The following is a 23,316-nucleotide window of genomic DNA, read 5'->3' as shown; positions in this document are numbered from 1 at the left end:
TCGGACAGGGCCTAGGCCGGCTATTTCACGTGGACATCGCTCTTCTTCGAGTCATTGATCCAGAAGTCGGCGCCGGTGATGCCCAGGGCCTGCGGATCGAAGACCGGATTGATGCCCAGCTTGCGCTGCCGCTCGTAGTCGCGGTGGATCTTGCGCACCGTCGGGAAGAGCAGCGCCAGGCAGATGAGGTTGACCCAGGCGATCAGGCCCAGGCCGATGTCCCCCGCGGCCCAGATCAACTTTGCATTCGCAATGGATCCGACGAAGACGATGAGCATCGTTCCCAGCTTCAACAACAGTTTCCAGCCATGGCCGGTTCTGCCGTTGAGCAGAAAGAGCAGGTTTGAATTTGCCACGTAGAAGTAGGCAAGCAGGCAGGCGAAGCCAAAGAGCAGCACCGCCACCGCTACGAAGCCCGCACCCCAGCCGGGAACCACCGAGTCGATGGCTTCCTGCACCCAGTTGGCGCCGGCGGCCACATCGGGCACATTGTTGGCGAGGAATCCGCCGGAGCCGTCGGATACATTGAACTTTCCGGAGACCACCATCATCAGGCCCGTGGCCATGCAGATCAGCAGCACGTCGATGTAGATGCTGAAGGTCTGGACCAGCCCCTGTTTGGCAGGGTGCGAGGTGCGGGCGGCGGCCGCGGCGAAGGTGGCTTCACCCAGCCCGTTGGAGGAGGCGAAGACCGCACGGCGCACGCCCCAGGCAATGGCCGCGCCGGCCACGCCGCCGAAGACCGGTTCGACGCCCACGGCGGAGGCGAAGATCAGCGTCACGGCATCGGGAACCTTGTCGATGTTCAGGAAGATCACCGTCAGCGCGAGCAGCAGGTAGCCCACCGCAAGCACCGGAACCAGCAGCTGCGTGACCTTGACCAGCCGGGTGGTGCCGCCGAAGATCACCGCCGCGATCATCGCGGTGACCAGCACGGCGGGGACCCAGGTGGGGATGTTGAATGCCAGCTTGGCACTGGCGGCGATGGTGTTGACCTGGAACCCGGGGAAAACCACACCGTAGCCGATGACGCCGAGCACGGCTACCAGCGCGCCGATCCTCGGCAGCTTCAGGCCGAACTTGATGTAATAGGGCATGCCGCCGATGTCTTCGTTGGCCGCCCGGCGGTCCTCGTCCAGCACCTGGCGCTTGAATGCCTGGGACAGGGTTGCCTCGGCATAGCCCACGGTGCAGCCGACCAGGCCCGTCACCGCCATCCATAGCAGCGCCCCGGGGCCGCCGGCGAAGATCGCCGTGGCCACACCGGCAATGGAGCCCACGCCGACGCGCGAGGCAAGGGCGAGCACCAGGGCCTGGAAGGAAGACAGGCCGCCCTGGCTGCCGTCGTTCTCCCGCAGCTGCCTGAACATGTCGGGAATGCGGGTGAACTGCACGCCCTTGGTAGCTACCGAATAGGCGATGCCAAGCCCAAGAACCACGTAGGCCATCGGCCCCCAGATAGCATCTGAAATTTCTGATAGGAGTTCAGCGAAGTCTATGCTTCCCATGTCAACCCCTCCTTAAGATTTCTGCGTCAATAAGTATGATGAAAATTTCTTGCACTCCAGGCGGGAGCCCGTGAGCCTTCGTACTCGGTTGTCAGGCGACCTCGTGAACGGCGGGTGCGGTACGCTGCCGATGTGTTGCCAGCAGGCTTGCCGCCGACTGCGCGGCGGAGAACCCGGAGGTGATCGAGCTTTCGGTGTACAGGGTGCCCATGAAATCGCCGGCCAAGAAGACGCGGTCGGATCCACGGGTCAGCGTGGACTGCAGCTTGGCACGTCCGGGGAATGAATACGGCGAGGCGTTCTTCCAGCGTGACATTTTTGCTTCGATGACGCTGTCGGCGAATTTGCCGCCGAGCACCTCGTCCAGGTCCTTCAGGTGGGTTGCGATGACTTCCTCTTCGGGTTTGTGGAGCAATGCCTGCCCCAGCGCCGCAGGCGAGAAGGTCATCATGCTGCCGCCCGGCTGACGCTCGGCTTCGGAACCCCGCACGATATTCGCCTGGTTCAGTGCGATGGCGAATGAACGCTTGGGGGCTGCAATGGCGTAGATGTCGTCCCAGGGGCGCGGACCCTGTTCGTTGGTGAGGAATGCGGTGCTGACGTGCGGTCCGTACTTAATCTGCCCCAGCGCATCGCGCAGGTCTTCGGGCAGGTCGACGCCGACGCGGTGCGAAACATCGGCGGTGGTGGTAAGCACTACCGCACGGGCCTCCACCTCGTGTTCACGTCCGTCCTGGACATAGCGGACCACCACCGAATCCTTCTTGTGCACCACTTCGCGTACCGCCGCACCCAGTTCGATGCGATCTCCCAACGCTGCGGCAATAGATTCGGTGAGCGTGGACGGCCCGCCGACGATGCCGTTGCTCAGGCCTTGGCCGAAGCCGAGGACCAGGCTGAAGTAGCCGATTCCCGCACCCGCCGCGATCTGATCCATATTGCCGGCGGAGCGGGTCACCGTGGTTTTGAACAGCGACGCGGCATCTTCGGGAAGATCGCCGACGAAGTCCTGAAAGGTCCGGGTATTTTCAAAGTCGTAGATGCGCTGCTGGCGCATGGCACCGGACTCCCCGGCCCGCTTCTTGACCACCGAGGTGTAGCGGGCAACGCCTGCAACGACCTTCAACCCTGCACGCACCGTGGCAATGCGGTCTGCCATGGACATCGGCAGGCGCAGCGGGTAGGTGGCAATGTGTCCACTGCGGATGAACTTGCCGTTCATGCTCATTGCCTGCAGCGAACCCGGGATGGCCACCGCGGTGACGCCCACTTCATTGAGTAGCGACTCGGTAGATGAGCCCTCCCCAGCAAAGACGTGCCCACCCCAGTTCATCCAGTACGCGCCGCGGCGCTCGGACTTGATGCGCCCGCCGACCCGGGTATCGGACTCCAAAATCAAGCTGTCCCAGTGGCGCAGGCGCCAGCCGGCAGACAGACCAGCTAGACCAGCACCTACGATTACGACGTCTTTCATTTTTGGCTCCTCGGTATATGGGCATGGTAAACCGCGCACGAATGGCGGGAAATGTGGGGTGGGGAAAATGGATCGGATCTGCAGCTAAGGCAGCCGATCTTCAACGCGTGAGCTCGATGTAATCGCCCTCACACTTCAACTGTATTTTGTGATCACATATCACGCAATAGTTTTGCTGAACTTTTTGCGAGGACTTCCATGAAGCGAGTCCTTGGCAACTAAACTAGCTAGTCAGGGAGTATTTAATCGGAACGGCAGGGGTCGCGAAGAGCCCGTGTCTACCCGAACACGGCGCCGCCGAATGCTGCAAAAATGCAGAAGATGCACCCTTGTATCATTGATTGCCGACGCGTTCCCAAGGTGACCACTGCACCGCCGCCCCGGGGGTCCATCAATGACGTTCACGCGGGCGGTCGCCATCGGCACTGCAGGGTGAATGCCAAGGATGGGTCCACGCCCGGCCAACCCAGGTTCGGGCCTGGCAGCTTGAAGAGCGCCGAGTTGATCAGTTAATCCTCATGAACTCGCAAATATTCGGATTCCCACCACTTCACTTGCGGTTTTCAGGGAAACTGCCATTGACCTAGGCCACCGAATCCGACAAGATGAGCAACAGATGCTCTTGTGTCCTAGGACACAGGTTTTCGTAGTTTGCGGATGAATCAGGAGGTGGAGCGAGAGATGCTTTTGCCCCTTGCGCGCCCAACGACAAACGGCGGCACAGCCTTGATGACCCAAGTGCTGTGCGGTGACGAAATCTAGGCCCCACCCGGGCTGCCTGTGGCAAACGGCTTTCGATCAAGGAGAGATACATGAAGATCGCGGTACTCATCAAGGAGGTCCCCGATACGGGAGAAGACCGCCTGCTGAATCTTGAAACAGGCCTGGCAGACAGGTCGGCGTCCGAGGCGGTACTCGATGAAATCGGCGAGCGCACGCTGGAGGTTGCGCTGAAGCACGCCGACGCCAACCCCGGCACCGAGATCACCGTGGTGACCATGGGGCCCGATTCGGCACAAGCCACCCTGCGCAAGGCACTGGCCATGGGTGCGGCCACCGCGATTCACATCAACGACGAGCAGCTGCTGGGAGCAGACCTGCTGCTGACCGCCGAGGCACTCGCTCCCGCCCTGCGCCGCGGCGGGTACGACCTGATCCTCACCGGCAACATGTCTACCGACGGTTCGGCCGGAGTGCTGCCCGCGATGCTCGCAGAGCTGCTCGACCTCCCCGCCGCCACCTCGCTCTCGGCCATTGAGATCTCCGCCGCTGCCCTGTCCGGAACCCGTGAATTCGAGGGAATCCGCGCCCAGATCAGCGCCCCACTGCCGGCCATCGCCTCCATCACCGAAGCGCTGCCGGATGCCCGCTTCCCAAACTTCAAGGGCATCATGGCGGCGAAGAAGAAGCCGATTGAAGTTCTCAGCCTCGCAGATTTGGGCGTCGACGCGCTGCCCGGGGACACCGCGCGCTCCATTATGCTCTCGGTGGCGAAGAAGCCGCCGCGCGAGGCAGGAACCGTTCTCGCCGATGACGGCGACGCGGGCCGCGCGCTGGCTGATTTCCTGGTCAAGAACAACCTGGCATGAGGACGGAAAACATGTCTGAGTTTGCAACGGATTCAATCCTCGTCCTTGCGGAAACCGCCCCCGGTCCAACGCTGGCCAAGAACCATGCCGAACTGCTGGGCGCCGCCGCACTGGTGGGTACCCCGGTCGTCCTCGTGGCAGGGCCCGCCGATTCACTGCCCGCATTGGCGGCCCAGGCCAGCGCGTCGGGGGCAAGCCAGGTGCTCACGGTTGAGCTGGAAGGCAAGCCCTCGGTTCCGCTGGTCGATGCACTGCAGGCGGCCGCCGCACTGGTCAAGCCGCAGGCGGTGCTGGCGGGCCACACCGAGATCAGCCGCGAGGTGGCAGCCCGGTTTGCCGTGCGCACCCGCAGCGCGCTGAGCATCGACGCGGTGGGCATAGCGCGCGACGAGCTCGGCGTGACGGCCATGCACGCCGTCTACGGCGGCAGCTTCACCACTACCAGTGCCCCGACCTTCGGCGCCCCGGTGATCACCGTGCGGGTTGGCAGCATCGAGGCGCGTGCGCAATCCCAGCCGGAGAATGCGTCGGCGCTCACGGTGGCCGCCAGCGGCAAGCCGGAGATCACCGTGGAGCGCGTCGAAAGCATTGAATCCGCATCCTCGCGTCCCGAGCTGCGTTCAGCATCCAAGGTGGTTTCCGGCGGCCGCGGGCTGGGAAGCGCCGAACAGTTTGAACTGGTGGAGCAGCTGGCCGACGCCCTGGGAGCCGCTGTCGGCGCCTCCCGCGCGGCGGTGGATGCAGGGTACGTCCCGCATGCGGCCCAGGTGGGCCAGACCGGCGTCTCCGTATCCCCGCAGCTGTATGTTGCGCTGGGAATTTCTGGCGCCATCCAGCACAAGGCTGGCATGCAGACAGCCAAGACCATCGTCGCCATCAACAAGGATGCCGAGGCGCCGATCTTTGAGATCGCCGACTTCGGCGTGGTGGGCGACGTATTCAAGGTGGTGCCGCAGTTGATTGCGGCCCTGGAAGAGCGCAAGGCGTAGGCATGATGAGCACCCCTACCCGCCCCATCAGGCAGGGTCTACCTCGCGTACCCGGAGGTACCCCCTGGCCGCCGGCAGATGCCGCAGCCCAGCCGACCGTGATCGAACCAGAGCCAGAGGTACACGTCGCAGAACAGGCCGCCGCGCCGGTGGCCGAACAGGCTGTTCTGGAGCCAGAAGCTGCGCAGCCGGTACAGGTTGCGGAACCCGCCACCGGCATACGCCAGGGCCTGCCCCGCGTATCGGGCGGCGATCCGTGGCCGCCCGCCGCCGGGCTCGCTTCGGTGGCTGCACCTGCAGAATCCGTGCAGCCCGCCACGCCTCAACCGGTCCCGGAAGTACAACAGACTCTCCCCGAACCAGCCAGCGCCCCGAAACGTGCGCCGGTACCCAGCGGGGCGGTGCGTGACGATGTCCGCCAGGGCCTGCCTCGGGCGGCAGGCGGCAGTCCTTGGCCGCCGCTCGACGCATTCCCCGCAGTGGGATCCACCCCTGCTCCAGCAGTTGAGCCGACAACCGAGCCTGCTGCTGAGGAGGAACCTGCGGTAGCCGCCACGCCGGAAGTTGCGCCGGCGACTGCGGTGCGCTCAGCCCCGGTTCGGCCGGCCGCCACTGCAGCGCCCGCGGCCGAGCCAGTCGAAAAGCCGAAGGCGCCACCGCCGACGACGAGCAAACCGGAGCCGGTGCGCCACGGTCCACTGACCACCAAGCAGTGGGTGTTGGCAGGTATTTTCGGCGCGTTCAGCGCACTGGGCATGGCAACCGCCGTGGTGCTGCTCTCCCGCTGGATTGTCGGATTTGATCCGGTGTCCGACTTCATCACCCGATATCCGGGCGAGTACCATTTGCCAGCCTCGGCGCCGGTGGGCGTGCCCGCATGGTTGGCATGGAACCACTTCTTCAATTTCTTCCTGATGGTGCTCATCATCCGCTCCGCCATGTACGTCCGGCACCAGAAAAAACCTCCGGCCTACTGGTCCTCCAAGCGCAGCCCCAAGGTCAGCATCTACCTCTGGCTGCACCTGAGCCTGGACATGCTGTGGATTCTGAACGGCCTGGTCTTTGTGGTGCTGCTCTTTGCCACCGGGCATTGGATGCGAATCGTACCGACCTCCTGGGAGGTATTCCCGAACGCCGTCTCGGCGGCCCTGCAATACCTGACCCTGGACTGGCCCACCGAAAACGGTTGGGTGAACTACAACTCGCTGCAGCAGCTGGCGTACTTTGTCACGGTGTTCCTCGCCGCCCCGCTGGCGGCGGTGACCGGATTCAGGCTCAGCGCCTACTGGCCGAAGAATGCGACGGGGTTGAGCAAGAAGTATCCGATCGAGGTTGCCCGAGCGCTGCACTTCCCCACAATGCTGTACTTCGTGCTGTTCATCCTCGTCCATGTGATCCTGGTGTTCTCCACCGGGGCGCTGCGCAACCTGAACCACATGTACGCGGCGCAGGGGTCGACCGACCCGAGCGCCTATGCGGAGAACTGGGCGGGGCTGCTGTTCTTCGCTTTGTCCTTACTGGTGATCGCCGCTGCTTGGTTCGCCTGCCGGCCGATCGTGCTCAGTATGATCGCCGGGGCCTTCGGCAAGGTCAGTTCGCGCTAGGGCGAATACCCGCGCCCAGGACGCCGTCACCGTTCACGGGTAGGCGCTTTGGGTGCGCTTGTCCAGCATTTTTGCCGCCGAAGAACACCCTGCCCCTTTGCCCACCCGTGGTATTAGCCTCGCTGCAGGGGGAGGCATCGGGCAGCACCACCGCTGTAGAAAGAGGAACTCCATGAGCACCTTGGCACCATCGGACCTATTTGCAGGAAAGACCGCCGTGATCACCGGAGCGTCCGCCGGCATCGGCGAAGGCTTCGCGCGGTATGCCGCCGGACTGGGCATGAAGCTCGTGCTTGCAGATATCGCCGCGGATCGGCTTGAATCGGTTGCCGCTGAGCTGCGCTCAAACGGCGTCGAGGTGGAAGCGGTGGTCACCGATGTCTCCGACCCGCAGTCGGTGGAGGCCATGGCCAGCCAGGCGGTCGACCGCTTTGGCCAAGTCGACATGGTCATCAACAATGCGGGCATCATGGCAATGGGCTTCTCTTGGGAAGTTCCAGCGGAGCGTTGGGATTCGGTCCTGCGCGTCAACATCGGCGGATACGTCAACGTTATGCGCGCTTTCATCCCCCGCATGCTTCAGCAGAAGACCCAGGGCTGGTTCCTGCAGGTCTCATCCATCGGCGGAATGTTCCCCAGCCCCTTGATGGCTCCCTACAGCGTGACCAAGTTCGGCACGCTCGCGCTGACCGAGTCGCTCTACTATGAACTGCAGATGCAGGAAGCGCCGATCCAGGTCTCGGTGGTGCTGCCGGATTCGGTGAAGTCCGATATCTTCTCCAGCGCTAAAGAAGGAGCCACCCTTCCGGCGGCGCAGGCATTCAACGATGCACTGCAACAGCGTGCCGATGAGATGGGCATTACCGCTGAGGAGCATGCCCGCCGGGTCTTTGAGCAGGTCGCCGAGGGGCGCTATTGGGTCACTCCGCAGCCGGAGGCAATTGATCAAGGCGTTGTGCCGCGTGCCGAGATGATCCGCGCCCGGATGAACCCGCAGCTAAGCTTCGAAGTCTAACGATGACAATTTGCGCCTGTGCCCTCATCTCTTTTTAGAGACGAGGGCACAGGCGTTTGGGGTTGAAATCGATCCCAGCTCGCTAGTCCGAGAGGGCAGCAAGCACCGCATCGTAGTCCGGTTCCGTATGTAGGTCTTCATTGATTTGGGAATGCAGTACAGTTCCCCGCGGATCAATTACGACAATGCCTCTGGCCAGAAGACCTGCAAGCGGGCCGTTCGCTTGTGTAATTCCATAGTCAGTACCGAAGCTGGAGCGGAAGGCTGACGCGGTAATCACACGCTCGATACCTTCGGCTCCGCAGAACCGTTCTAGGGCAAATGGCAGATCCTTCGATACGCAGATGACTGTGGTGTCTTCCAGCGCGGCGGCTAATTCATTGAAACGTCGAACCGAGGCTGCGCACACTCCTGTATCAACGGAGGGGAAGATGTTCAGCACGATGCGCTGGCCTGCCAGATCGGTCAAGGAAATATCGCTCAGGTCGGTTCCGACCAACGTAAATTGAGGAGCTTGCGTGTCGATCGACGGGAGCTCACCGACGGTTTGCGCCGTTCCGCCACGGACGGTAAATGATGTCATACATCAGTATTTACCACTGCTTTCGCGCATGGCATCGTGCTTTCCGATTTATGACCTTCGAGACCTTAAAGTTCGGTTTCTACGATACTTCGGCCGGTGAGTCGCGATCCAGTTCGCAGACAGGCTCGGCACCATATGACCGCGGAGCTGACTGCGATGTGTGAAGATCAAGGCAAGCGCAAGCTTCTGTTGTGGCCCGCTGTCACCGCAGCGTGTGCGACGTGGAACGATTCGAAGCGACGTGTCAAGGTTTTTTACATATCGACAAAACGTGTAAAAAATTGGGCAGATTCTTTACACGTCATGCCAACAGCTTCACGTGAGAAGTACTCGGTGAACTCGCGAATACTTGTCGCCCCGCTTGCTCGATAAGCTTGATGCATGTCGGCCGTTCAATCAGCGACCACCGCACGCAGGCTCCTCGCTGAAAGCCCCGTGTGGAAATTGCTGTGGACAGACTACGCTCCCCTGTTTCACTCGATGTGCTGGGGTCGCACTACTCATCGCTGAGGAACCCGCTAACAATGAGCTCCATGTATCAAATGGCCAGCACCGCCCTTGGCACGCTTCACCTTGCTGAGGAACTGCGTAAATTGCATGTCGCCATTCCAGCGAAAAACCTTCCTGTTCAGGTCAAGGGCGATTTCTACGAGCAGTGCATTGCGCTGGAGGAACTCGTGGGAGGAGAAGGTTTCCGCAAGACCTATAAGCGCTCGCGCTTATTCAACATGCTTTCGGGAGTCGTTGCACTGCCTGTGCTGCTGGCGGTCATTGTGCTGATCATCCTGCGCTACACGATTTCCGGATTCGACCCTGCGGCCTGGGTCCTGGATAACCTCTGGATCGTCGCGCTGTCCGCGGCGCTCATTATCGACGTGCTGGTCATGTCCTACATGCAAAAGGCAACGCTGCAGCTGCTGATGAACGTGGAGTATCCGGCCCTGCTTGGCCGTGCCGAACTCTGAGCGCGGTGTCACTACAAAAATTGCCATCAACCTGGCGGCTCCTGAAGCGTCCAAAGAGACTCAGGTTCGGGTTCGCGCCTCGGTACCCCAGGCTCCTGCCGATGATGCGTCATCTGCCAGCAGTTCAATTGTTCGGTTAAAAACCAAAGCCAGAACCTGCGTGACCCTCATACCGGTGCACCATGTCCGAGCAAAGAAACATCACTGGAACATGAGGTGGACATGGTGCGCCGTTATGCGGCGGGTCTACGCGGGTTCTGGCCCCGGCAGTCTTAGTTCATCATCGACTTACAAGGTGATCTGACGGTTCTGATCCTTGTACAGCAGGTAACGGAAGTTGCTTGGACCGCCTGCATAGCAAGCCTGTGGGCAGAATGCGCGCAGTGCCATGTAGTCGCCGGCCTCGACCTCTACCCAGTCGTCGTTCAGGCGGTAAACTGCCTTGCCTTCAAGCACGTACAGGCCGTGCTCCATGACGTGGGTTTCGGCGAATGGAATCGATGCACCTGGTTCGAAGGTCACGATGTTCACGCCGAAGTCGTAGGACAGATCCTCTGGATCCAGCATACGGGTGGTGCGCCACTTGTTGTCGGTGTCAGGCATGGAGCCTGGAACGATGTCCTTCTCGTTGCCGACGACAGCCTTCGGTGCTGGAACGTAGTCAAGAGCTTCGTAGCGCTTGCGGATCCAGTGGAAGGTGGTGATGTCTGCGCCGTTGTTCTTCAGCGACCATTCGGCGTTTGGCGGAACGAAAGCGAAGCCGCCTTCGGTCAGAACGCTCTCGGAGCCGTCGATGGTGATGGTCAGCTCGCCGCCAACAACGAACAGGAAGGACGAAACATCCGCCTGTGGTTCTGGCTTTGCAGCGCCGCCGCCTGCAGAGATCTCAACGATCACCTGGGAGAAGGTGGTTGGGCCGCCGGCAACCGGACGGTTCAGGACCCAGGCGCGGGTACCGGTGAACTCAGGGAACACGCTGGTGACGATGTCACGCAGAACGCCCTTGGGGATCACGGTGTAGGCCTCGGTGACCACTGCGCGGTCGGTGAGCAGATCGGTCTGAGGTGGGTGGCCACCATAGGTGTTGTAGTACGGGCTCTTCACCTGTGCTGGAACTGTCATGAGAAAATTCTCCTATTTTGCGTGGGAGCGATTCAGCGCAATCGCTTCCAGTTCGTCGAGGGAAATCTGAGCAAGATCGGTGACTTCCTGGGCGGTTACTGCGCCGCAGGTCACGCCGCGGTGGATGTAGCGAGCCAGCGCGCGGGCGGTGGCAGGCTCGTCCATGATGGCGGACTCGATCTTGTGCACGTAGTTGCGCAGGCGGGTAGCGGCTGCCTGCAGGCCTTCACGGAAGAACGCGAAGGTTGCCAGGTAGCGGGTGACCAGCTGGTTCTCGTGCATATCCCAGCCCTGGTAGATGCCACGGGTCAGGTGGCGGTTGACCAGACGGGCGTGCAGTTCCCAGGCTGCGGCGATGTTCTCAGGATCGCCGGCAGGGATGATGTTGGTGGAGCCGTCGGACAGTTCCACGCCGGTGCCAGCAACGGCAACCTGCATGACGTCCTTGGCGAAGTCTGCGACCGGGTGCTCCATGGACTGGTAGCCGGCGGCTACGCCCAGGGATGCCGAGTAGTCGTAGGTGCCGTAGTGCAGCGAGGACACGCGGCCCTTGCCTGCATGGATCAGGGTGGCAACCGGGTGGGTGCCGTCGGCGGCGATGATGACCTGCGGGGTCTCCACCTGCACCTCGAAGCGGATGCGTCCGGCTTCCAGGCCGTGGGCTTCTTCAAGCTTCTCGGCAAGGAACACCATCGACTCGACCTGAGCCACGGTGGTGACCTTTGGCAGGGTCAGGCGCAGGCCCTCCGGCAAACCGCCGTTCTCAACCAGTCGCGAAACGAACAGGTCAAGGGTGCGGATGCCGCGGGCGCGGGTCGGCGCCTCGAAGCACTTGAAGCGGATGCCGATGTAGGCAGGAGCCTGACCGGCGGCTACGGCAGCGGATACCGCGTCGGCTGCGGCCAGTGCGGACGCATCCTCCTCGGCATCCGGGCGGTTGCCGTAGCCGTCTTCAAAGTCCAAGCGAAGATCTTCGATGGGTTCGCTGACCAGCTTTGCGGCAACCAGCTCGCCCAGGCGCTCTGGTTCTGCCAGGTTCAGCTTTGCAGCGAGCTTGGCAAGGCCTGCCGAATCGCCGGCGGCGGCCAGGGCGTTGGAGCCCCAGGCTGCTGGCAGTTCGCCGGTGAACTTGTCACCCGGCACGTACACGGTGTGCACTGGCTGGCGTGCGCCGGTATCGCCTGGGTAGGCGTTTTCCAGCAGCTGATCGGTAGCGGCGAGCTGTGCCTCTACGCTGGCTAGCGTTGACTCATCGAAGACGTTGCTCATGGCTTGGTCACGTATTCCTTTTCCAATAGTTCGTATGCAGGGGTGGTGAGGAAGTCGGCGAAGTCCTCGTCGCGGCCGGAAACCATGGTGCCAATCAGCTTGGCTGCTGGCTCGTAGTAGGCTGCGAAGCGTGCTTCGTCGTTGATCTCACCGCGCAGGTGCTCAACTTCCTCGGCGAGGATGTTGGCAACAAGTTCGGCGGTAATGGTGTTACCGGTGTCGGTGGCGACAACCTTGTTGCGGATCTGCTGCCAGATCTGCGAGCGGGAGATTTCAGCGGTTGCTGCATCTTCCATCAGGTTGTGAATTGCCACGGCGCCGTTGCCCGAGAGCCATACGGCGGTGTAGGCAACTGCCACGTACAGGTTCAGGCGAACGCCAGCCTCGGTCACGGAGCCCGGTGCGCTGGCGACGTCCAGCAGCTGCTCTGGGGTGACCTCGACCTCTGGGCGCTGCTTGTCGATCTGGTTTGGCTTGTCGCCAAGTACCGAATCGAAGACTTCGCGGCAGGTCGAAACCAGGTCTGGGTGTGCAACCCACGAGCCGTCGAAGCCGTCGTTTGCTTCGCGGGTCTTGTCAGCGCGGACCTTCTCGAAGGCAGCTGCGGTGACATCTGGTTCGCGGCGGTTAGGAATGAAGGCGGCCATACCACCCATGGCGAAGGCGCCGCGCTTGTGGCAGGTCTTCACCAGCAGTTCGGTGTAGGCGCGCATCAGCGGTGCGGTCATGGCGACATCGGCGCGGTCTGGAACGATGAACTGCTCGCCGGCCTCGCGGAAGGTCTTGATGACGGAGAACAGGTAGTCCCAACGGCCGGCATTCAGGCCCGCTGCGTGGTCGCGCAGTTCGTAGAGGAACTCATCCATCTGGAAGGCAGCTGGAATGGTTTCGATCAGCATGGTGGCGCGCACGGTGCCGTGCTCGATGCCCAGCTCGGCCTGGGCGAAGGTGAAGACCTCGTTCCACAGGCGGGATTCCAGGTAGTGCTCCATCTTCGGCAGGTAGTAGAACGGACCCTGGCCCGATTCTGCCAGTGCCTTGGCGTTGTGGAAGAAGTGCAGGCCGAAGTCAACCAGTGCACCAACAGCAGGCTTGCCGTCGACGATCACGTTGTTTTCAACCATGTGCCAGCCGCGAGGGCGCACGACGATGGTTGCCAGTGGGGCGTCGGTACGCAGTGCGTAGGACTTGCCGGTCTTGGCGTCGGTGTAGGCAAGGTTGCCGTGAGCTGCTGCGGAGAGGTTCAGCACAGCGTCGATGACGTTGTCCCAGGAAGGGGTGGAGGCGTCTTCGAGGTCTGCCAGCCACACCTTGGCGCCGGAGTTCAGCGCGTTGATGGCCATCTTGGCAGGGGTTGCCGGGCCGGTGATTTCTACGCGGCGGTCGGTCAGTGCTGCTGGAGCCGGTGCGACCTTCCAGTCGCCGTTGCGGACGTCTGCAGTCTCTGGATCGAAGTCGATGCGCTTTGCATCCGAGTACTGCTTGCGGCGCACTGCGCGGGCTGCCAGCAGCTCATCGCGGGTGCCGGCGAACTTCTGGTGCAGCTTCTCGATGAAGGCAAGTGCTTCATCGGAGAGGATGTCTGCGGCTCCGTCAATCTGCGGAACGCGGGATAGTGAAATACTCATGGTTGCTCCTTAACCTCTTTGCTCTGTTCCAGTGATGAATTTCCCCATGTCGGGGCAGGGGTGACTAGCCCCTTACAACTTATCTGACTAGCTCCTGCCTCGTGGTCTGCTTCACGGTTGCGGCGACTTCGTCATCGGCCCGTTCCAAAGACCCCTGAGGATTAGGGTGCTAGTGTTTTGGTTCCAGTCGGTCCAGCGGCCGCTGCAAGTTCGTTCGATGCCTTGGCTGCTGGATTTTGATCCTGCCTCGCCGAGGAATGTCCCGAGCTTGGTGCTTCCACCGGTGCCTCCTGTTAATCTTTTCCGTATAGTGGATACTAATATCCTCAAAATGAAAACGCAACACCGTTTTGTGCACCAAGACACAAGTTTTGGACACAAATTTTCTCGCATCCCGGAACTTCCGGGGATTTTCCGGCTATTGTTAGATCAAAGATTTCGCATCGCAGAAGTTTACGGCTAGCGACTTCCAAAATTAGCGGGTACTTAAAGGAGCAGAAGATGACGCAGACAACCAGCAAATCGACGACCGGCGGAGTCCAGTCCGTTGAACGCGCGTTCGAATTGCTAGAAGTCATCGCCCGCGCCGGCGGCGAGGCGGCCCTGAGCGAGTTGGCCGCAGATACCCCGCTGCCCCTGCCCACCATCCACCGACTGCTGCGCACACTGGTCGGCGTCGGATATGTCCGTCAGCTGCCCAACCGCCGCTACTCATTGGGCCCACGCCTAATCCGCCTGGGCGAGGTGGCAAACCGCCAGCTCGGCGCCCTGGCTTCCCCAGTACTGAAGGAACTGGTGGCCAAGCTTGGCGAGTCCGCAAACATTGCGGTACTCGACGGCGATATGGTCACCTACATCGCCCAGGTCCAGTCGCCGCACTCCATGCGCATGATCACCGAAGTTGGACGCCGCGCAATGCTGCACAACTCGGGTGTCGGCAAGGCAGTGCTCTCGGTGCTTGACGACGAGCGGGTACAGCGTCTGGTGGCTCAGGCCGGCATGCCACCGAAGACCGCCAACACCATCACCACGCTGGGCAAACTGTTCACCGATGTCGAGGCAAGCCGCGAGCGCGGCTACTCCATCGACGAGGAAGAGCAGGAATTGGGTGTACGCTGCATCGCCGTACCAGTTCCCGGCGCACCAACCCCGATGGCCATCTCCGTATCTGGTCCGGTCACCCGCGTCGACCAGGCATTCATCGACATGGCAATTCCCGAGCTGCAGCAGGCTGCCCGCGAGCTTGGCATGCAGCTGGTCGCCGCCGCCGACTAATCCCTCCCAGCTAGCCGCGCTGCGCCCGAATGCTACAGAGCAATCGGGCGCATTTTTGCGTCCACCTGAGCGAGTCGAACTATCGCAGCGATTGACGACTAGTCACCGAATATGACGAAGGTACGAAAAGTTGAGCTAAAGCAACCTCCTGTTTTAACCGTCCGGAGGGTATAGGTTGGACAGTAGCTGGAATCTTTGACCTCCCTACGCGTTGGTTTTTGACGGCAGTGACATGGCAGTTCTGATTTTCTCCACCCACGGAAAGGCTCAACGACATGACCGCGAGGCCCTCGGCCCAGACACCAGCATTTGAGAAGCGCTCCTGGGCTCCCATGGTCGGATTGTTTCTGGCTCAGGTGCTCATGTCATTCAATGTCGCGGCCCTGCCGATCTCCCTGGGCGGCATGGTTCAAGATTTCGGGGTACCACCCACAACTGCCAGTTCAACCATCGTGGTTTACGGACTTTCGGTCGCCGCCCTGGTGATGACCGGCGCCAAACTGGGCCAACGAGTCGGCTGGGTGCTGATTTTCCGCTGCGTGCTGCTGCTGTTCATCGTTTCCTCGTTGATGATGCTTTTCGGTCCAACCGTCGCCTGGGCGATCGGCGGACAGGTGCTTGCCGGCGCCGCGGCGGCAATCATCGTCCCGGCCCTGGTAGCGCTGATCGCCGAAAACTACAAGGGAGAACAGCAGGCTACTGCCGTGGGCTCGCTGGGTTCTGCGCGCGCCATTTCCGGGGTGAGCGCGTTCTTGATCGGCGGCACCCTAGGCACCCTCGTCGGTTGGCGTCCGATCTTCGTGGTGACTCTGGTGCTTGCTATCATAGTCATCGCACTGAGCTTCAAGTTGCGCGGAGACAAGGGCGATGCTTCGGTCAAGATCGACCTGCTGGCATCGGCATTGGTAGGCATCGCCATCGTCATGCTGACCCTGGGATTCAACAATCTCAACGGCTGGGGCGTCCTTCTCGCGACCGACAGCGCGCCATTTGTCCTAGGTTCGCTCTCTCCCGCCCCGGTGCTCGTGGTGCTTGGCATCGTGTGCGGCCAGCTGTTCTTCCTGCGCACCCGCAGCCGTATGCGCCAAGGCAAGGTGCCGCTGGTTGATCTGAGCGTCTTGGACCATTCGACCGAACGCTCGGCGGTATACGCGATGTTCATCATCGTGTCGATGGAGGCCGCGGTGAACTTCACTGTCCCGATCTACATCCAGGTAGTTCAGGGACGCACGCCATTTGATACTTCGCTGGCGATGATGCCCTTCAACCTGACGGTGTTCATCACCGCAACGCTCATCGTGCGCTTCTACAAGAAGTACACCCCGCGCACGATCGCTCTGTTTTCCTTCGGGCTGACCACCGCGGCGCTGGCATGGTTGTCGTTCGTCGTCACAAACAACTGGGAAACCCTGCCGACGATCCTCGGACTGATCGCCTTCGGTATTGGTCAGGGCGCACTGGTCACGCTGGTCTTTAACGTGCTCGTCACCGCCGCCCCCAAACATCTGGCAGGCGACGTCGGCTCCCTGCGCGGCACCACGCAGAATCTGGCGTCAGCGGTAGGTACAGCGGTCATGGGGGCAGTACTTGTTTCAACGCTCAGCGCCGGAATTGCCACCAGCGTGCAGGATCATCCGGATCTGCCTCAGGAACTCGTAGCCCAGGTGGACCTGGATAACGTTAACTTCATGAGCAACGAGGCGCTGGAAGATAGGCTGCAGGAGACCACCGCCACCGGTGAACAGGTTGCAGAAGCCGTGGCCATCAATGAAGAGCAGCGCCTGCGCACTTTGAAGCTTGGCTTCCTGATCTTGGCCGGGCTTAGTGCCGTTGCGGCGATCCCCGCCTCGCGGCTTCCAAAATATCGTCCGGGTGAAATCCCTGAATAGCATGTCCGCCGGGTAGACTTTTCCCTAATCATCTCGCAAAAACAGGGTGGACCTTCAAGATGGCTGGCTTCTTTACTCCGAAACGCATTCTCGCGCTGATCCTGGCACTCATCGCGTTGCTATTCGTATTTTCAAATACGGAAACCATGACCCTGAGCTTCGTCGGCATCGACATTGCTTTGCCCGGGTGGCTCTGGTTCATCGCCCTGCTGGCCATCGGTTTCGTCGTAGGTTCCATCACTCCGTGGTTCCGGAGCAAGAAAAAGCAGTAACCGCGCGTAACCAGGGTGAAGAGGCGACAATTTGCCACAGGTCATCCATTGATCAGCGGCAGCTGTCGTTGATTGACGCTACTGCGCGAACTGGGTTTCATACAGCGTCGTGTACCGACCGCCAAGGCTGAGAAGCTCGCTGTGCGTTCCTCGTTCAATGATCCTGCCGCCTTCAACGACAAGGATCTGATCGGCAGATCGAATCGTCGACAGCCGGTGGGCGATGATCAACGCCGTCCTGTTCTCCAGAGCCTCGGTCAGGGCAGCCTGAACCGCCGCTTCATTGGCCGAGTCAAGGGCGGCGGTGGCCTCGTCGAGGATCACGACCTGGGGAGCCGCCAGCAGTAGCCTCGCAATGGTCATTCTCTGACGTTCACCGCCTGAAAGCCGGTACCCTCGTTCGCCGACGACGGTATCCAGCTGATCCGGCAGCTCTTCAATGACAGGACGCAGGCGTGCGCGCTCCAGAGCTTCCCACAACTGCTCGTCGCTGGCTCCAGGACGGGCAAGCAGCAGGTTCGATCGTATCGATTCGTGGAAAAGGTGACCGTCCTGCGTCACCATCGAGACGACTTCTCGCAGCGAATCCATTTTGAGGTGTCGGATGTCGGTGTCAGCCAGCTGCACACTCCCGGAATCCACGTCGTAAAGGCGTGCCAGCAATGAAGCAATGGTCGATTTTCCGGCTCCGGAGGAACCCACCAGGGCGACGGTCTTACCGGCAGGAATTTCGAAGTTGATATCGTGCAGTACCTCTTGGCCGCCACGGGTATCGAGCACCGCCACTTCTTCCAGGGAGGCAAGAGATACCTTGTCTGCACTCGGGTAGGAGAAGTTGACGTTGGCGAACTTCACTGCCACCGGTCCGGGCTGAAGTCGATGAGCGTCCGGCGCGTCTGCAATCAACGGTTCAAGATCCAAGATTTCAAATACACGGTCGAAGCTGACCAGTGCGCTGGTGATTTCCACCCGGGCGTTGGCCAGGGCGGTCAGCGGAACATAGAGACGGGTCAGCAGCATCCCAAGCACCACCACATCGCCGGCCGCCAATTCGCCGCGCACCGCATAAACACCGCCAAGGCCATAAACCAATGCCAGGGCAAGCGCCGCAACAAGGGTCAGCGCTGCGACGAAATAGAACTGGCGCATTGTCATCTTCACACCGATATCGCGCACTCTTCCTGCGCGCAGCGCGAACTGGTCGGCCTCGTCCTTCGGGCGTCCAAAGAGCTTAATCAGCGTGGCGCCAGGTGCCGAGAAGCGCTCGGTCATCTGCGTACCCATGGAGGCGTTGAGATCTGCCGATTCCTTGCGCAGTAGTGCCACGGATTTTCCGAAGCGCCGTGCAGGCAGCAGGAAGATGGGAAGCAGTACCAGGGCCAGCACGGTAACCTGCCACGAGGTGGTGAACATGACCGCCGCGGTGAGGATCAGCGCCACCGTATTTGAGACAAGGCCCGAGAGAGTTCCCGCAAAAGCGGACTGGGCGCCGATGACGTCATTGTTCAGACGGCTGACCAATGCACCGGTGCGTGTGCGTGCAAAGAACGCAATCGGCATCTTCTGTACGTGGTTGAAAACCGCCGTACGAAGATCGTAGATGATTCCCTCACCGAGTTTTGATGAGAACCAGCGAACCACCACTGAAACGACGGCATCAAGCACGGCGACGACTGCGATCATCAACGCAAGCTTGATGATGACCTCAACTCCGCTGCGGGCGACAATCTCGTCAACGATGCGGCCCGCAAGCACCGGGGTGATCACCGCCAAGAATGCCGAGACGACCGAGAAGATCACGAAAACTATCAAACGCGATTTATAACCCACAGCGAATTTAAGCACTCGCTTTGGAGTTGTCTCGGCGTAGGCACGCCCCTTGTCGCCCGATATTTTCCATAAGGAATGCCATGCGGCGCTTTCCATACTCATGTGGGTCTACTCGCGATCTTGCTCAGGTTGTTTCGGTGGTTCAACCTGCTCATAGTGACAGTTACCCACCCTTAAATGCTAGGTAGGCTCGGCTTAGACCGTTCTCTTGAGCCAGCTTGAACGCCAGGCCGGTCGTCTGCGGTACAGCACGCTGATTCTCTGACAGCTCTCCTGCCCTCGGCGGTTCTACGATACAGTCGCTGGTTATGCTGCCGGGACCTGTTGCACTTCTTGAGGTTGGTCGGTACCTCGACGTTGCTTTGAGATGCTGAGCGCCACGGCGCTCAGTACGGAAGCTATCAATCCTGCAGCAAATCCATTGCCGTACAGATTCAGACCGGCGGACAGCACTCCGGTGGTCTGACCCACCGACACCAGTAGGAACCCTGCAAGGATGCCCCACTGCGGACCAAAGCGTCCTGCCATCGGCGCAAGACAGGTTCCAAAGAGCGCCGCCCAGACAACCGCCGGGTCTGTCAGGCCATATGGTTTAAGCAGCGCTCCCAGTATTACGCCGACGAAAATCGGCAGAATATTAAGCGAGTGCTTTCCACAGGCGCCGAAACCGATGACGCTCACAATGCCGCCAAGAACCGGCCCATTGAGATCGGCTCCGATGAACAGGACATAGCAGGTGGCGATGACTCCGACCGACGCCATGTTCAGCAGTGTTGCCCCGAATCCAGAAGCTGCCAGAAAATCGGTAGGCGCCTGTCCCGTCTGGCGATGCAGGTCCCGATATGCCTTCCATGGATTCCGCTCGATCTGCAATCCTGCGGCCACTAGCGACACCAGAATCAGCACGATCATCACGAGTATTTGCTTGTCGGATCCGCTCGACCAAACCATCGCAGGTTGCGCACGAAGCCCATAGCTTGAAAGCACCGCCACCACGACCGAGCCAAGAATGCCTGCCACGAACCCCATGTTGTACAGGGTGAATCCGTTGTGCGCCCGAAACAATTGCCTAGCAATTGAAGGGATGACAAATCCGAGGAGGACGCAAAGGAAGAATCCCAACGGTACCGATATCCACCGCGACAGCGCCGAATTAAAAGCTACCTGGGTGAAGATCGGAGACAATGCGGTGGCAAAGATTGCCACCGTCACAATTTCCCGCACCGGTTCTCGTTTGTACCTTGCGTACAGCGCCACACCGAGCATGATCGGCCAAACATTGATGAGCGTTTTGCCGAATAGAGCGAATCCCAGCAACATGTAAAGGCAGCCCACTGCCGCACCATCGACCTTGGCGCCGGTTAGGTAATACAGTGCGCATCCGACCAAGGTCAGCAACCCCGCCTGAGCAAAGGCACCGCCTACCCCGCCGAGTTCGATGAAGTCAGTCACCAGAATATTGTTCGGTGAGAGAATATGTCCGATTCCCAGCAGGACACTTTGGGGCGGCTGTACGATGAATCCGGCGATCACGAAAGCAAGAGCCGTTCCTGCAATCAATTTCAACAGGATCCGCTCTTCGCGGGTACGTGCAACCTTCATCGTACGATCACCCTTTCGCCAGTTCATCTCGTGCCCGCTACAGGGCGCTGACCTCAACTTTTCGCAAAAGTCACCCTCATCAAATCATCATTGCGAGCGGTAGCCAAAGTTCAGGCAGGTCGCCTCGAGCAGTGCTCTGGCGAAGAGGCGATGAACTACATCATGTCAGTCGGCTCAGGACGATCAGTTCTCCCGCGGAAATTACAGTGTCGTGAAGCTGCTGCGCGGTAAACGCGTCGAATTCCGGATCAAGGCTCGGTCCAAGGCATGCGCCGAGGAAGCAGCTGACTGCCAACCTCATTTGGGCATCGGGGTGCTCCCCCGCAAGCATTGCGCGGATGCAGATGAACATCCGCACCAGCTGCGGATCGGTTTCAAGGATTCGTGCGGCAGCCGAATCGGCCATGATGATTTGATAGGAGCGCGCGTTCTTGGCGATGCAATCTGCGAGACCCGCGATGACGGTCTGCGCCTGACGGGGACCTGCCGGCAAAGTTTCAGCCTGCCGCACGGCGTCGCCCAATACCTCCAGGCCCGGCTTCAGCGCTTCAAGGACAATATCCGACTTGGCTTGAAAATGATGGTAGACCGCGGCTTTGGTCACCGAGAGGGAATCGGCGATCTGCTGCAGCGATACCCCGTCGATTCCGTCACGGGCAAATAGTGCCAACGCCGCTTCAAGCACCCCCGAACGCCCAGGTGCCAATCGCTGTTTTTTGGGCGGCTGCCGTGTGCTCATTCTTTGCGTCCCTCCACGACATCATCTTAGCCCTAGGGAAGTCCTAGCCACTGGGCCGGATAGTTGCACGTGGCGGCGGGAAGCTGGCCGCACATATTAACTGCAGGCGCAGATCATATTGCCGCCGAGTTCATGGGAGAATTCGAGGATGAACAAGGAGCATTTGCCGCCTCAAGGCAAGCACAAAAACCGCAAGCGCGATGTCCTTCGATCGGTTGTAGTTGCCATCTCGTTGATGGTCCTTTTCCTCACCGTTCCGATTAGCCACCTGGATCCAAGCCCGTGGTGGTTGATTCTTCTTGCCGTGGCATCGGTGGCCGTCCTGCTCACGGCGCTGGTACGCCTCATCAATCACGGGGCGAGCCTCTTCCGCTTGCTCAATCTGCTCATGATCGTGGCCATGGGTTTTGCCTTCGGCTTCTATGGCGTCGCGGTCCATATGCCCGGTCAGTTCGAGGGCATCAGTACCCGAGTCGATGCCCTATACTTCACTCTGACCACCATGACCACAACCGGTTACGGAGATGTCCATCCCACGGGCCAGCTCGCTAGGATCCTCGTGTCGCTTGCCTTGGTATTTGACGTGATTTTCTTGGGTTTGGTTGGCGGCGAGATTTCCCGCCACGCCTCCGAACGACGTAGTAGAAACTCGGGTATAGATCAGTGACCCCGCGCAATCGCACTTTGGCCGTTCGGCTTAAACCCTCAGTTACCGCCGTCGTTGCAGGCGGCCTAGCGGGAACTGTCGCGCTGCTGACCTATCAGGGAATGATGGCGCTGCAGCACTTGGTTTGGCCTCCGGCCTCCGATGGGTCATTCGCCGCACCGCTGCGCATCTTCCTCACAATTATTCTCGGCGGCATCCTGCTCTTGCTGTTGACGCGCATTGAACCGTCCGAATCGGTAAATCAGCTGCTGCGTGACGCCAATAGGCCGCTGGGCCGTTCGCCGCGCAAGATCGCTATCACCGCGTTGGCGGCCATCGTGTCTGTTGCCTTTGGCGGTGCCATCGGCCCCGAGGCGGGCCTCTTGGCCGTCGTCGCAGAATGCGCCGTGATTGTGTCCGCCTTCATTGCCCGAGACGAAGCCCAGGCCCGCGCGATCGCTCAAGCCGGAGCCGCCGGCGTCATGGGCGGCCTGTACGGCTCGCCGCCGGCCGCCGCCGCTATTACCGGTGACGGTGAAAGCCTCGCACCGAGCCGTCTCATGTCCTTCGTTGCAGGTATTTCAGGTTTCCTCGCCTTCACCGGTTTGTCGCACGCGATCTTCGACTCCACGGGACTTGCTTCCATCCCGCTGCCTGAACCGGGAGACGGCACCGCTTGGCTGCTCATCGTGCCGGTGCTTGTTGGCGTCGGCATGGGCGTGCTCTTCCGCTGGCTGCATCACGGGGCAAATCGCCTAGCCTCGCAGATCGCGCGTCCCTGGGTCGTCACCATCATCGGCACCGTGCTCTTTGCGGCGCTCTCGGCGGCGATCCCGCTGGTCCTGTTCTCCGGACACCATGAGATCACCGAGGTGATCGACGTCTATTCCAGCGGTGAAACCGGCGCCCTGTGGATCCTGGCTCTGGCAAAGATCATTGCGGTGGTGTTGTGTCTGGTCGCTCGGTGGCGCGGTGGTGAAATCTTCCCGCTGGTCTTCGTCGGCGCCGCTGCCGGCGCGGCTACCGCGCTGATGCTTCCGGGGGTAGATCCGGCTGGTGCCATGGCCGGAGCAATGGCGGCAACCCTTGCAGTTGGATGGCGTCGTCCTCTGGCGACCTTGCTGGTGCTGGTGCTGGTCTTGGATTCGGGAATGGCGTTGCCGCTGTTGCTCGGCGTCGGCGTCGGCGCAGTCGTTGACAAGATTTTCTTCGCTGCTCCCGAGCCCCGCGAAGGCTCGGAAAAGCATCATGCCAGTGCCTAGCCCTAGACAAAACTAGCCGATTGGCTAGTATGGGTGGATTGGAGTATTTATGACC

Annotated in this window: 19 protein-coding genes; 10 read left to right on the top strand and 9 right to left on the bottom strand. The window is 60.7% G+C overall.

What is annotated here, in order from left to right; genetic code table 11:
- Positions 1-20: 20 nt before the first annotated feature.
- Together RUH64_RS00175 and RUH64_RS00170 are read right to left on the bottom strand one after the other, a co-directional pair.
- Positions 21-1,508: an alanine/glycine:cation symporter family protein gene (locus tag RUH64_RS00175; RefSeq protein WP_313810402.1), complete on the bottom strand. Its 1,488-nt coding sequence runs from the start codon at positions 1,506-1,508 to the stop codon at positions 21-23.
- Between the two features lie 91 nt (positions 1,509-1,599).
- The gene (locus tag RUH64_RS00170) at positions 1,600-2,982 is read right to left on the bottom strand and encodes an FAD-dependent oxidoreductase (protein WP_313810400.1); all 1,383 of its coding nucleotides are present in this window, start codon (positions 2,980-2,982) and stop codon (positions 1,600-1,602) included.
- An 812-nt stretch (positions 2,983-3,794) separates the two neighbouring features.
- Here RUH64_RS00170 and RUH64_RS00165 point away from each other — a divergent pair.
- From RUH64_RS00165 to RUH64_RS00150, 4 genes are all read left to right on the top strand, one after another.
- Positions 3,795-4,571: an electron transfer flavoprotein subunit beta/FixA family protein gene (locus RUH64_RS00165; RefSeq protein ID WP_313810399.1), complete on the top strand. Its 777-nt coding sequence runs from the start codon at positions 3,795-3,797 to the stop codon at positions 4,569-4,571.
- Positions 4,572-4,582: 11 nt separating this feature from the next.
- The gene (locus RUH64_RS00160) at positions 4,583-5,560 is read left to right on the top strand and encodes an electron transfer flavoprotein subunit alpha/FixB family protein (protein WP_313810398.1); all 978 of its coding nucleotides are present in this window, start codon (positions 4,583-4,585) and stop codon (positions 5,558-5,560) included.
- Between the two features lie 2 nt (positions 5,561-5,562).
- The gene (locus RUH64_RS00155; RefSeq protein WP_313810396.1) at positions 5,563-7,164 is read left to right on the top strand and encodes a cytochrome b/b6 domain-containing protein; all 1,602 of its coding nucleotides are present in this window, start codon (positions 5,563-5,565) and stop codon (positions 7,162-7,164) included.
- A gap of 172 nt (positions 7,165-7,336) precedes the next feature.
- Positions 7,337-8,179, top strand: coding sequence for an SDR family NAD(P)-dependent oxidoreductase (locus RUH64_RS00150; RefSeq protein WP_313810395.1), 843 nt, complete (start codon positions 7,337-7,339; stop codon positions 8,177-8,179).
- An 82-nt stretch (positions 8,180-8,261) separates the two neighbouring features.
- Here RUH64_RS00150 and tpx read toward each other — a convergent pair whose 3' ends face one another.
- A complete protein-coding gene (gene tpx, locus RUH64_RS00145) occupies positions 8,262-8,762 on the bottom strand; it encodes a thiol peroxidase (protein WP_313810394.1) in 501 nt (166 codons plus the stop codon).
- Between the two features lie 524 nt (positions 8,763-9,286).
- On the opposite strand from tpx, the gene RUH64_RS00140 reads away from it, so the two are divergent.
- Positions 9,287-9,727: a DUF6097 family protein gene (locus tag RUH64_RS00140; RefSeq protein ID WP_313810393.1), complete on the top strand. Its 441-nt coding sequence runs from the start codon at positions 9,287-9,289 to the stop codon at positions 9,725-9,727.
- A 288-nt stretch (positions 9,728-10,015) separates the two neighbouring features.
- Here the strand turns inward: RUH64_RS00140 and RUH64_RS00135 are convergent, their stop codons facing one another.
- From RUH64_RS00135 to aceB, 3 genes are read right to left on the bottom strand one after another with little or no spacing between them, the layout of a single operon-like run.
- Positions 10,016-10,849, bottom strand: a complete 834-nt coding sequence (locus RUH64_RS00135; RefSeq protein ID WP_313810391.1) for a bifunctional allantoicase/(S)-ureidoglycine aminohydrolase — start codon at positions 10,847-10,849, stop codon at positions 10,016-10,018.
- Between the two features lie 12 nt (positions 10,850-10,861).
- Positions 10,862-12,118 carry a DUF6986 family protein gene (locus tag RUH64_RS00130; protein WP_313810390.1) on the bottom strand — a complete coding sequence of 419 codons (1,257 nt, stop codon included), beginning with the start codon at positions 12,116-12,118 and terminating at the stop codon, positions 10,862-10,864.
- Positions 12,115-13,746 (bottom strand): malate synthase A, encoded by a 1,632-nt coding sequence (gene aceB / locus RUH64_RS00125; RefSeq protein WP_313810389.1) that lies wholly within the window; start codon positions 13,744-13,746, stop codon positions 12,115-12,117. Before aceB ends, RUH64_RS00130 begins: the two co-directional genes overlap by 4 nt.
- Before the next feature lie 501 nt (positions 13,747-14,247).
- Between aceB and RUH64_RS00120 the strand changes: the two genes are divergently transcribed.
- From RUH64_RS00120 to RUH64_RS00110, 3 genes are all read left to right on the top strand, one after another.
- Positions 14,248-15,021, top strand: coding sequence for an IclR family transcriptional regulator (locus tag RUH64_RS00120; RefSeq protein WP_313810388.1), 774 nt, complete (start codon positions 14,248-14,250; stop codon positions 15,019-15,021).
- 275 nt (positions 15,022-15,296) lie between these two features.
- Positions 15,297-16,910 (top strand): MFS transporter, encoded by a 1,614-nt coding sequence (locus RUH64_RS00115; protein ID WP_313810386.1) that lies wholly within the window; start codon positions 15,297-15,299, stop codon positions 16,908-16,910.
- A gap of 59 nt (positions 16,911-16,969) precedes the next feature.
- Positions 16,970-17,182 carry a hypothetical protein gene (locus RUH64_RS00110; protein WP_313810384.1) on the top strand — a complete coding sequence of 71 codons (213 nt, stop codon included), beginning with the start codon at positions 16,970-16,972 and terminating at the stop codon, positions 17,180-17,182.
- Positions 17,183-17,260: 78 nt separating this feature from the next.
- On the opposite strand, the gene RUH64_RS00105 is transcribed toward RUH64_RS00110, so the two are convergent.
- The 3 genes from RUH64_RS00105 to RUH64_RS00095 all read right to left on the bottom strand — a co-directional run bounded on the left by RUH64_RS00105 (position 17,261) and on the right by RUH64_RS00095 (position 21,353).
- Positions 17,261-19,114, bottom strand: a complete 1,854-nt coding sequence (locus RUH64_RS00105) for an ABC transporter ATP-binding protein (protein WP_313810382.1) — start codon at positions 19,112-19,114, stop codon at positions 17,261-17,263.
- Between the two features lie 204 nt (positions 19,115-19,318).
- Entirely contained in the window at positions 19,319-20,614 is a 1,296-nt protein-coding gene (locus tag RUH64_RS00100) for a DUF1576 domain-containing protein (RefSeq protein ID WP_313810380.1), read from the bottom strand.
- Positions 20,615-20,774: 160 nt separating this feature from the next.
- The gene (locus RUH64_RS00095; RefSeq protein ID WP_313810378.1) at positions 20,775-21,353 is read right to left on the bottom strand and encodes a helix-turn-helix domain-containing protein; all 579 of its coding nucleotides are present in this window, start codon (positions 21,351-21,353) and stop codon (positions 20,775-20,777) included.
- Between the two features lie 148 nt (positions 21,354-21,501).
- Here RUH64_RS00095 and RUH64_RS00090 point away from each other — a divergent pair, with 148 nt between their 5' ends.
- Positions 21,502-22,020, top strand: coding sequence for an ion channel (locus RUH64_RS00090; RefSeq protein ID WP_313810376.1), 519 nt, complete (start codon positions 21,502-21,504; stop codon positions 22,018-22,020).
- Positions 22,017-23,261, top strand: coding sequence for a chloride channel protein (locus RUH64_RS00085; RefSeq protein WP_313810375.1), 1,245 nt, complete (start codon positions 22,017-22,019; stop codon positions 23,259-23,261). Before RUH64_RS00090 ends, RUH64_RS00085 begins: the two co-directional genes overlap by 4 nt.
- Positions 23,262-23,316 lie beyond the last annotated feature (55 nt).

Origin of the sequence: Glutamicibacter sp. (assembly GCF_032154645.1) — a bacterium.
Classification (GTDB): Bacteria; Actinomycetota; Actinomycetes; order Actinomycetales; family Micrococcaceae; genus Glutamicibacter.
Note: the sequence above shows the minus strand (reverse complement) of the source record. Positions and strands in the feature narration are given on the sequence as shown.

Coding starts and splice junctions, on each gene's coding strand:
- RUH64_RS00165 (WP_313810399.1), top strand. CDS start 3,795: ATGAAGATCGCGGTACTCATCAAGGAGGTCCCCGATACGGGAGAAGAC.
- RUH64_RS00175 (WP_313810402.1), bottom strand. CDS start 1,508: ATGGGAAGCATAGACTTCGCTGAACTCCTATCAGAAATTTCAGATGCT.
- RUH64_RS00110 (WP_313810384.1), top strand. CDS start 16,970: ATGGCTGGCTTCTTTACTCCGAAACGCATTCTCGCGCTGATCCTGGCA.
- RUH64_RS00100 (WP_313810380.1), bottom strand. CDS start 20,614: ATGAAGGTTGCACGTACCCGCGAAGAGCGGATCCTGTTGAAATTGATT.
- RUH64_RS00105 (WP_313810382.1), bottom strand. CDS start 19,114: ATGAGTATGGAAAGCGCCGCATGGCATTCCTTATGGAAAATATCGGGC.
- aceB (WP_313810389.1), bottom strand. CDS start 13,746: ATGAGTATTTCACTATCCCGCGTTCCGCAGATTGACGGAGCCGCAGAC.
- RUH64_RS00115 (WP_313810386.1), top strand. CDS start 15,297: ATGACCGCGAGGCCCTCGGCCCAGACACCAGCATTTGAGAAGCGCTCC.
- RUH64_RS00095 (WP_313810378.1), bottom strand. CDS start 21,353: ATGAGCACACGGCAGCCGCCCAAAAAACAGCGATTGGCACCTGGGCGT.
- RUH64_RS00170 (WP_313810400.1), bottom strand. CDS start 2,982: ATGAAAGACGTCGTAATCGTAGGTGCTGGTCTAGCTGGTCTGTCTGCC.
- RUH64_RS00090 (WP_313810376.1), top strand. CDS start 21,502: ATGAACAAGGAGCATTTGCCGCCTCAAGGCAAGCACAAAAACCGCAAG.
- RUH64_RS00140 (WP_313810393.1), top strand. CDS start 9,287: ATGAGCTCCATGTATCAAATGGCCAGCACCGCCCTTGGCACGCTTCAC.
- RUH64_RS00120 (WP_313810388.1), top strand. CDS start 14,248: ATGACGCAGACAACCAGCAAATCGACGACCGGCGGAGTCCAGTCCGTT.
- RUH64_RS00155 (WP_313810396.1), top strand. CDS start 5,563: ATGATGAGCACCCCTACCCGCCCCATCAGGCAGGGTCTACCTCGCGTA.
- RUH64_RS00150 (WP_313810395.1), top strand. CDS start 7,337: ATGAGCACCTTGGCACCATCGGACCTATTTGCAGGAAAGACCGCCGTG.
- RUH64_RS00130 (WP_313810390.1), bottom strand. CDS start 12,118: ATGAGCAACGTCTTCGATGAGTCAACGCTAGCCAGCGTAGAGGCACAG.
- RUH64_RS00135 (WP_313810391.1), bottom strand. CDS start 10,849: ATGACAGTTCCAGCACAGGTGAAGAGCCCGTACTACAACACCTATGGT.
- RUH64_RS00160 (WP_313810398.1), top strand. CDS start 4,583: ATGTCTGAGTTTGCAACGGATTCAATCCTCGTCCTTGCGGAAACCGCC.
- tpx (WP_313810394.1), bottom strand. CDS start 8,762: ATGACATCATTTACCGTCCGTGGCGGAACGGCGCAAACCGTCGGTGAG.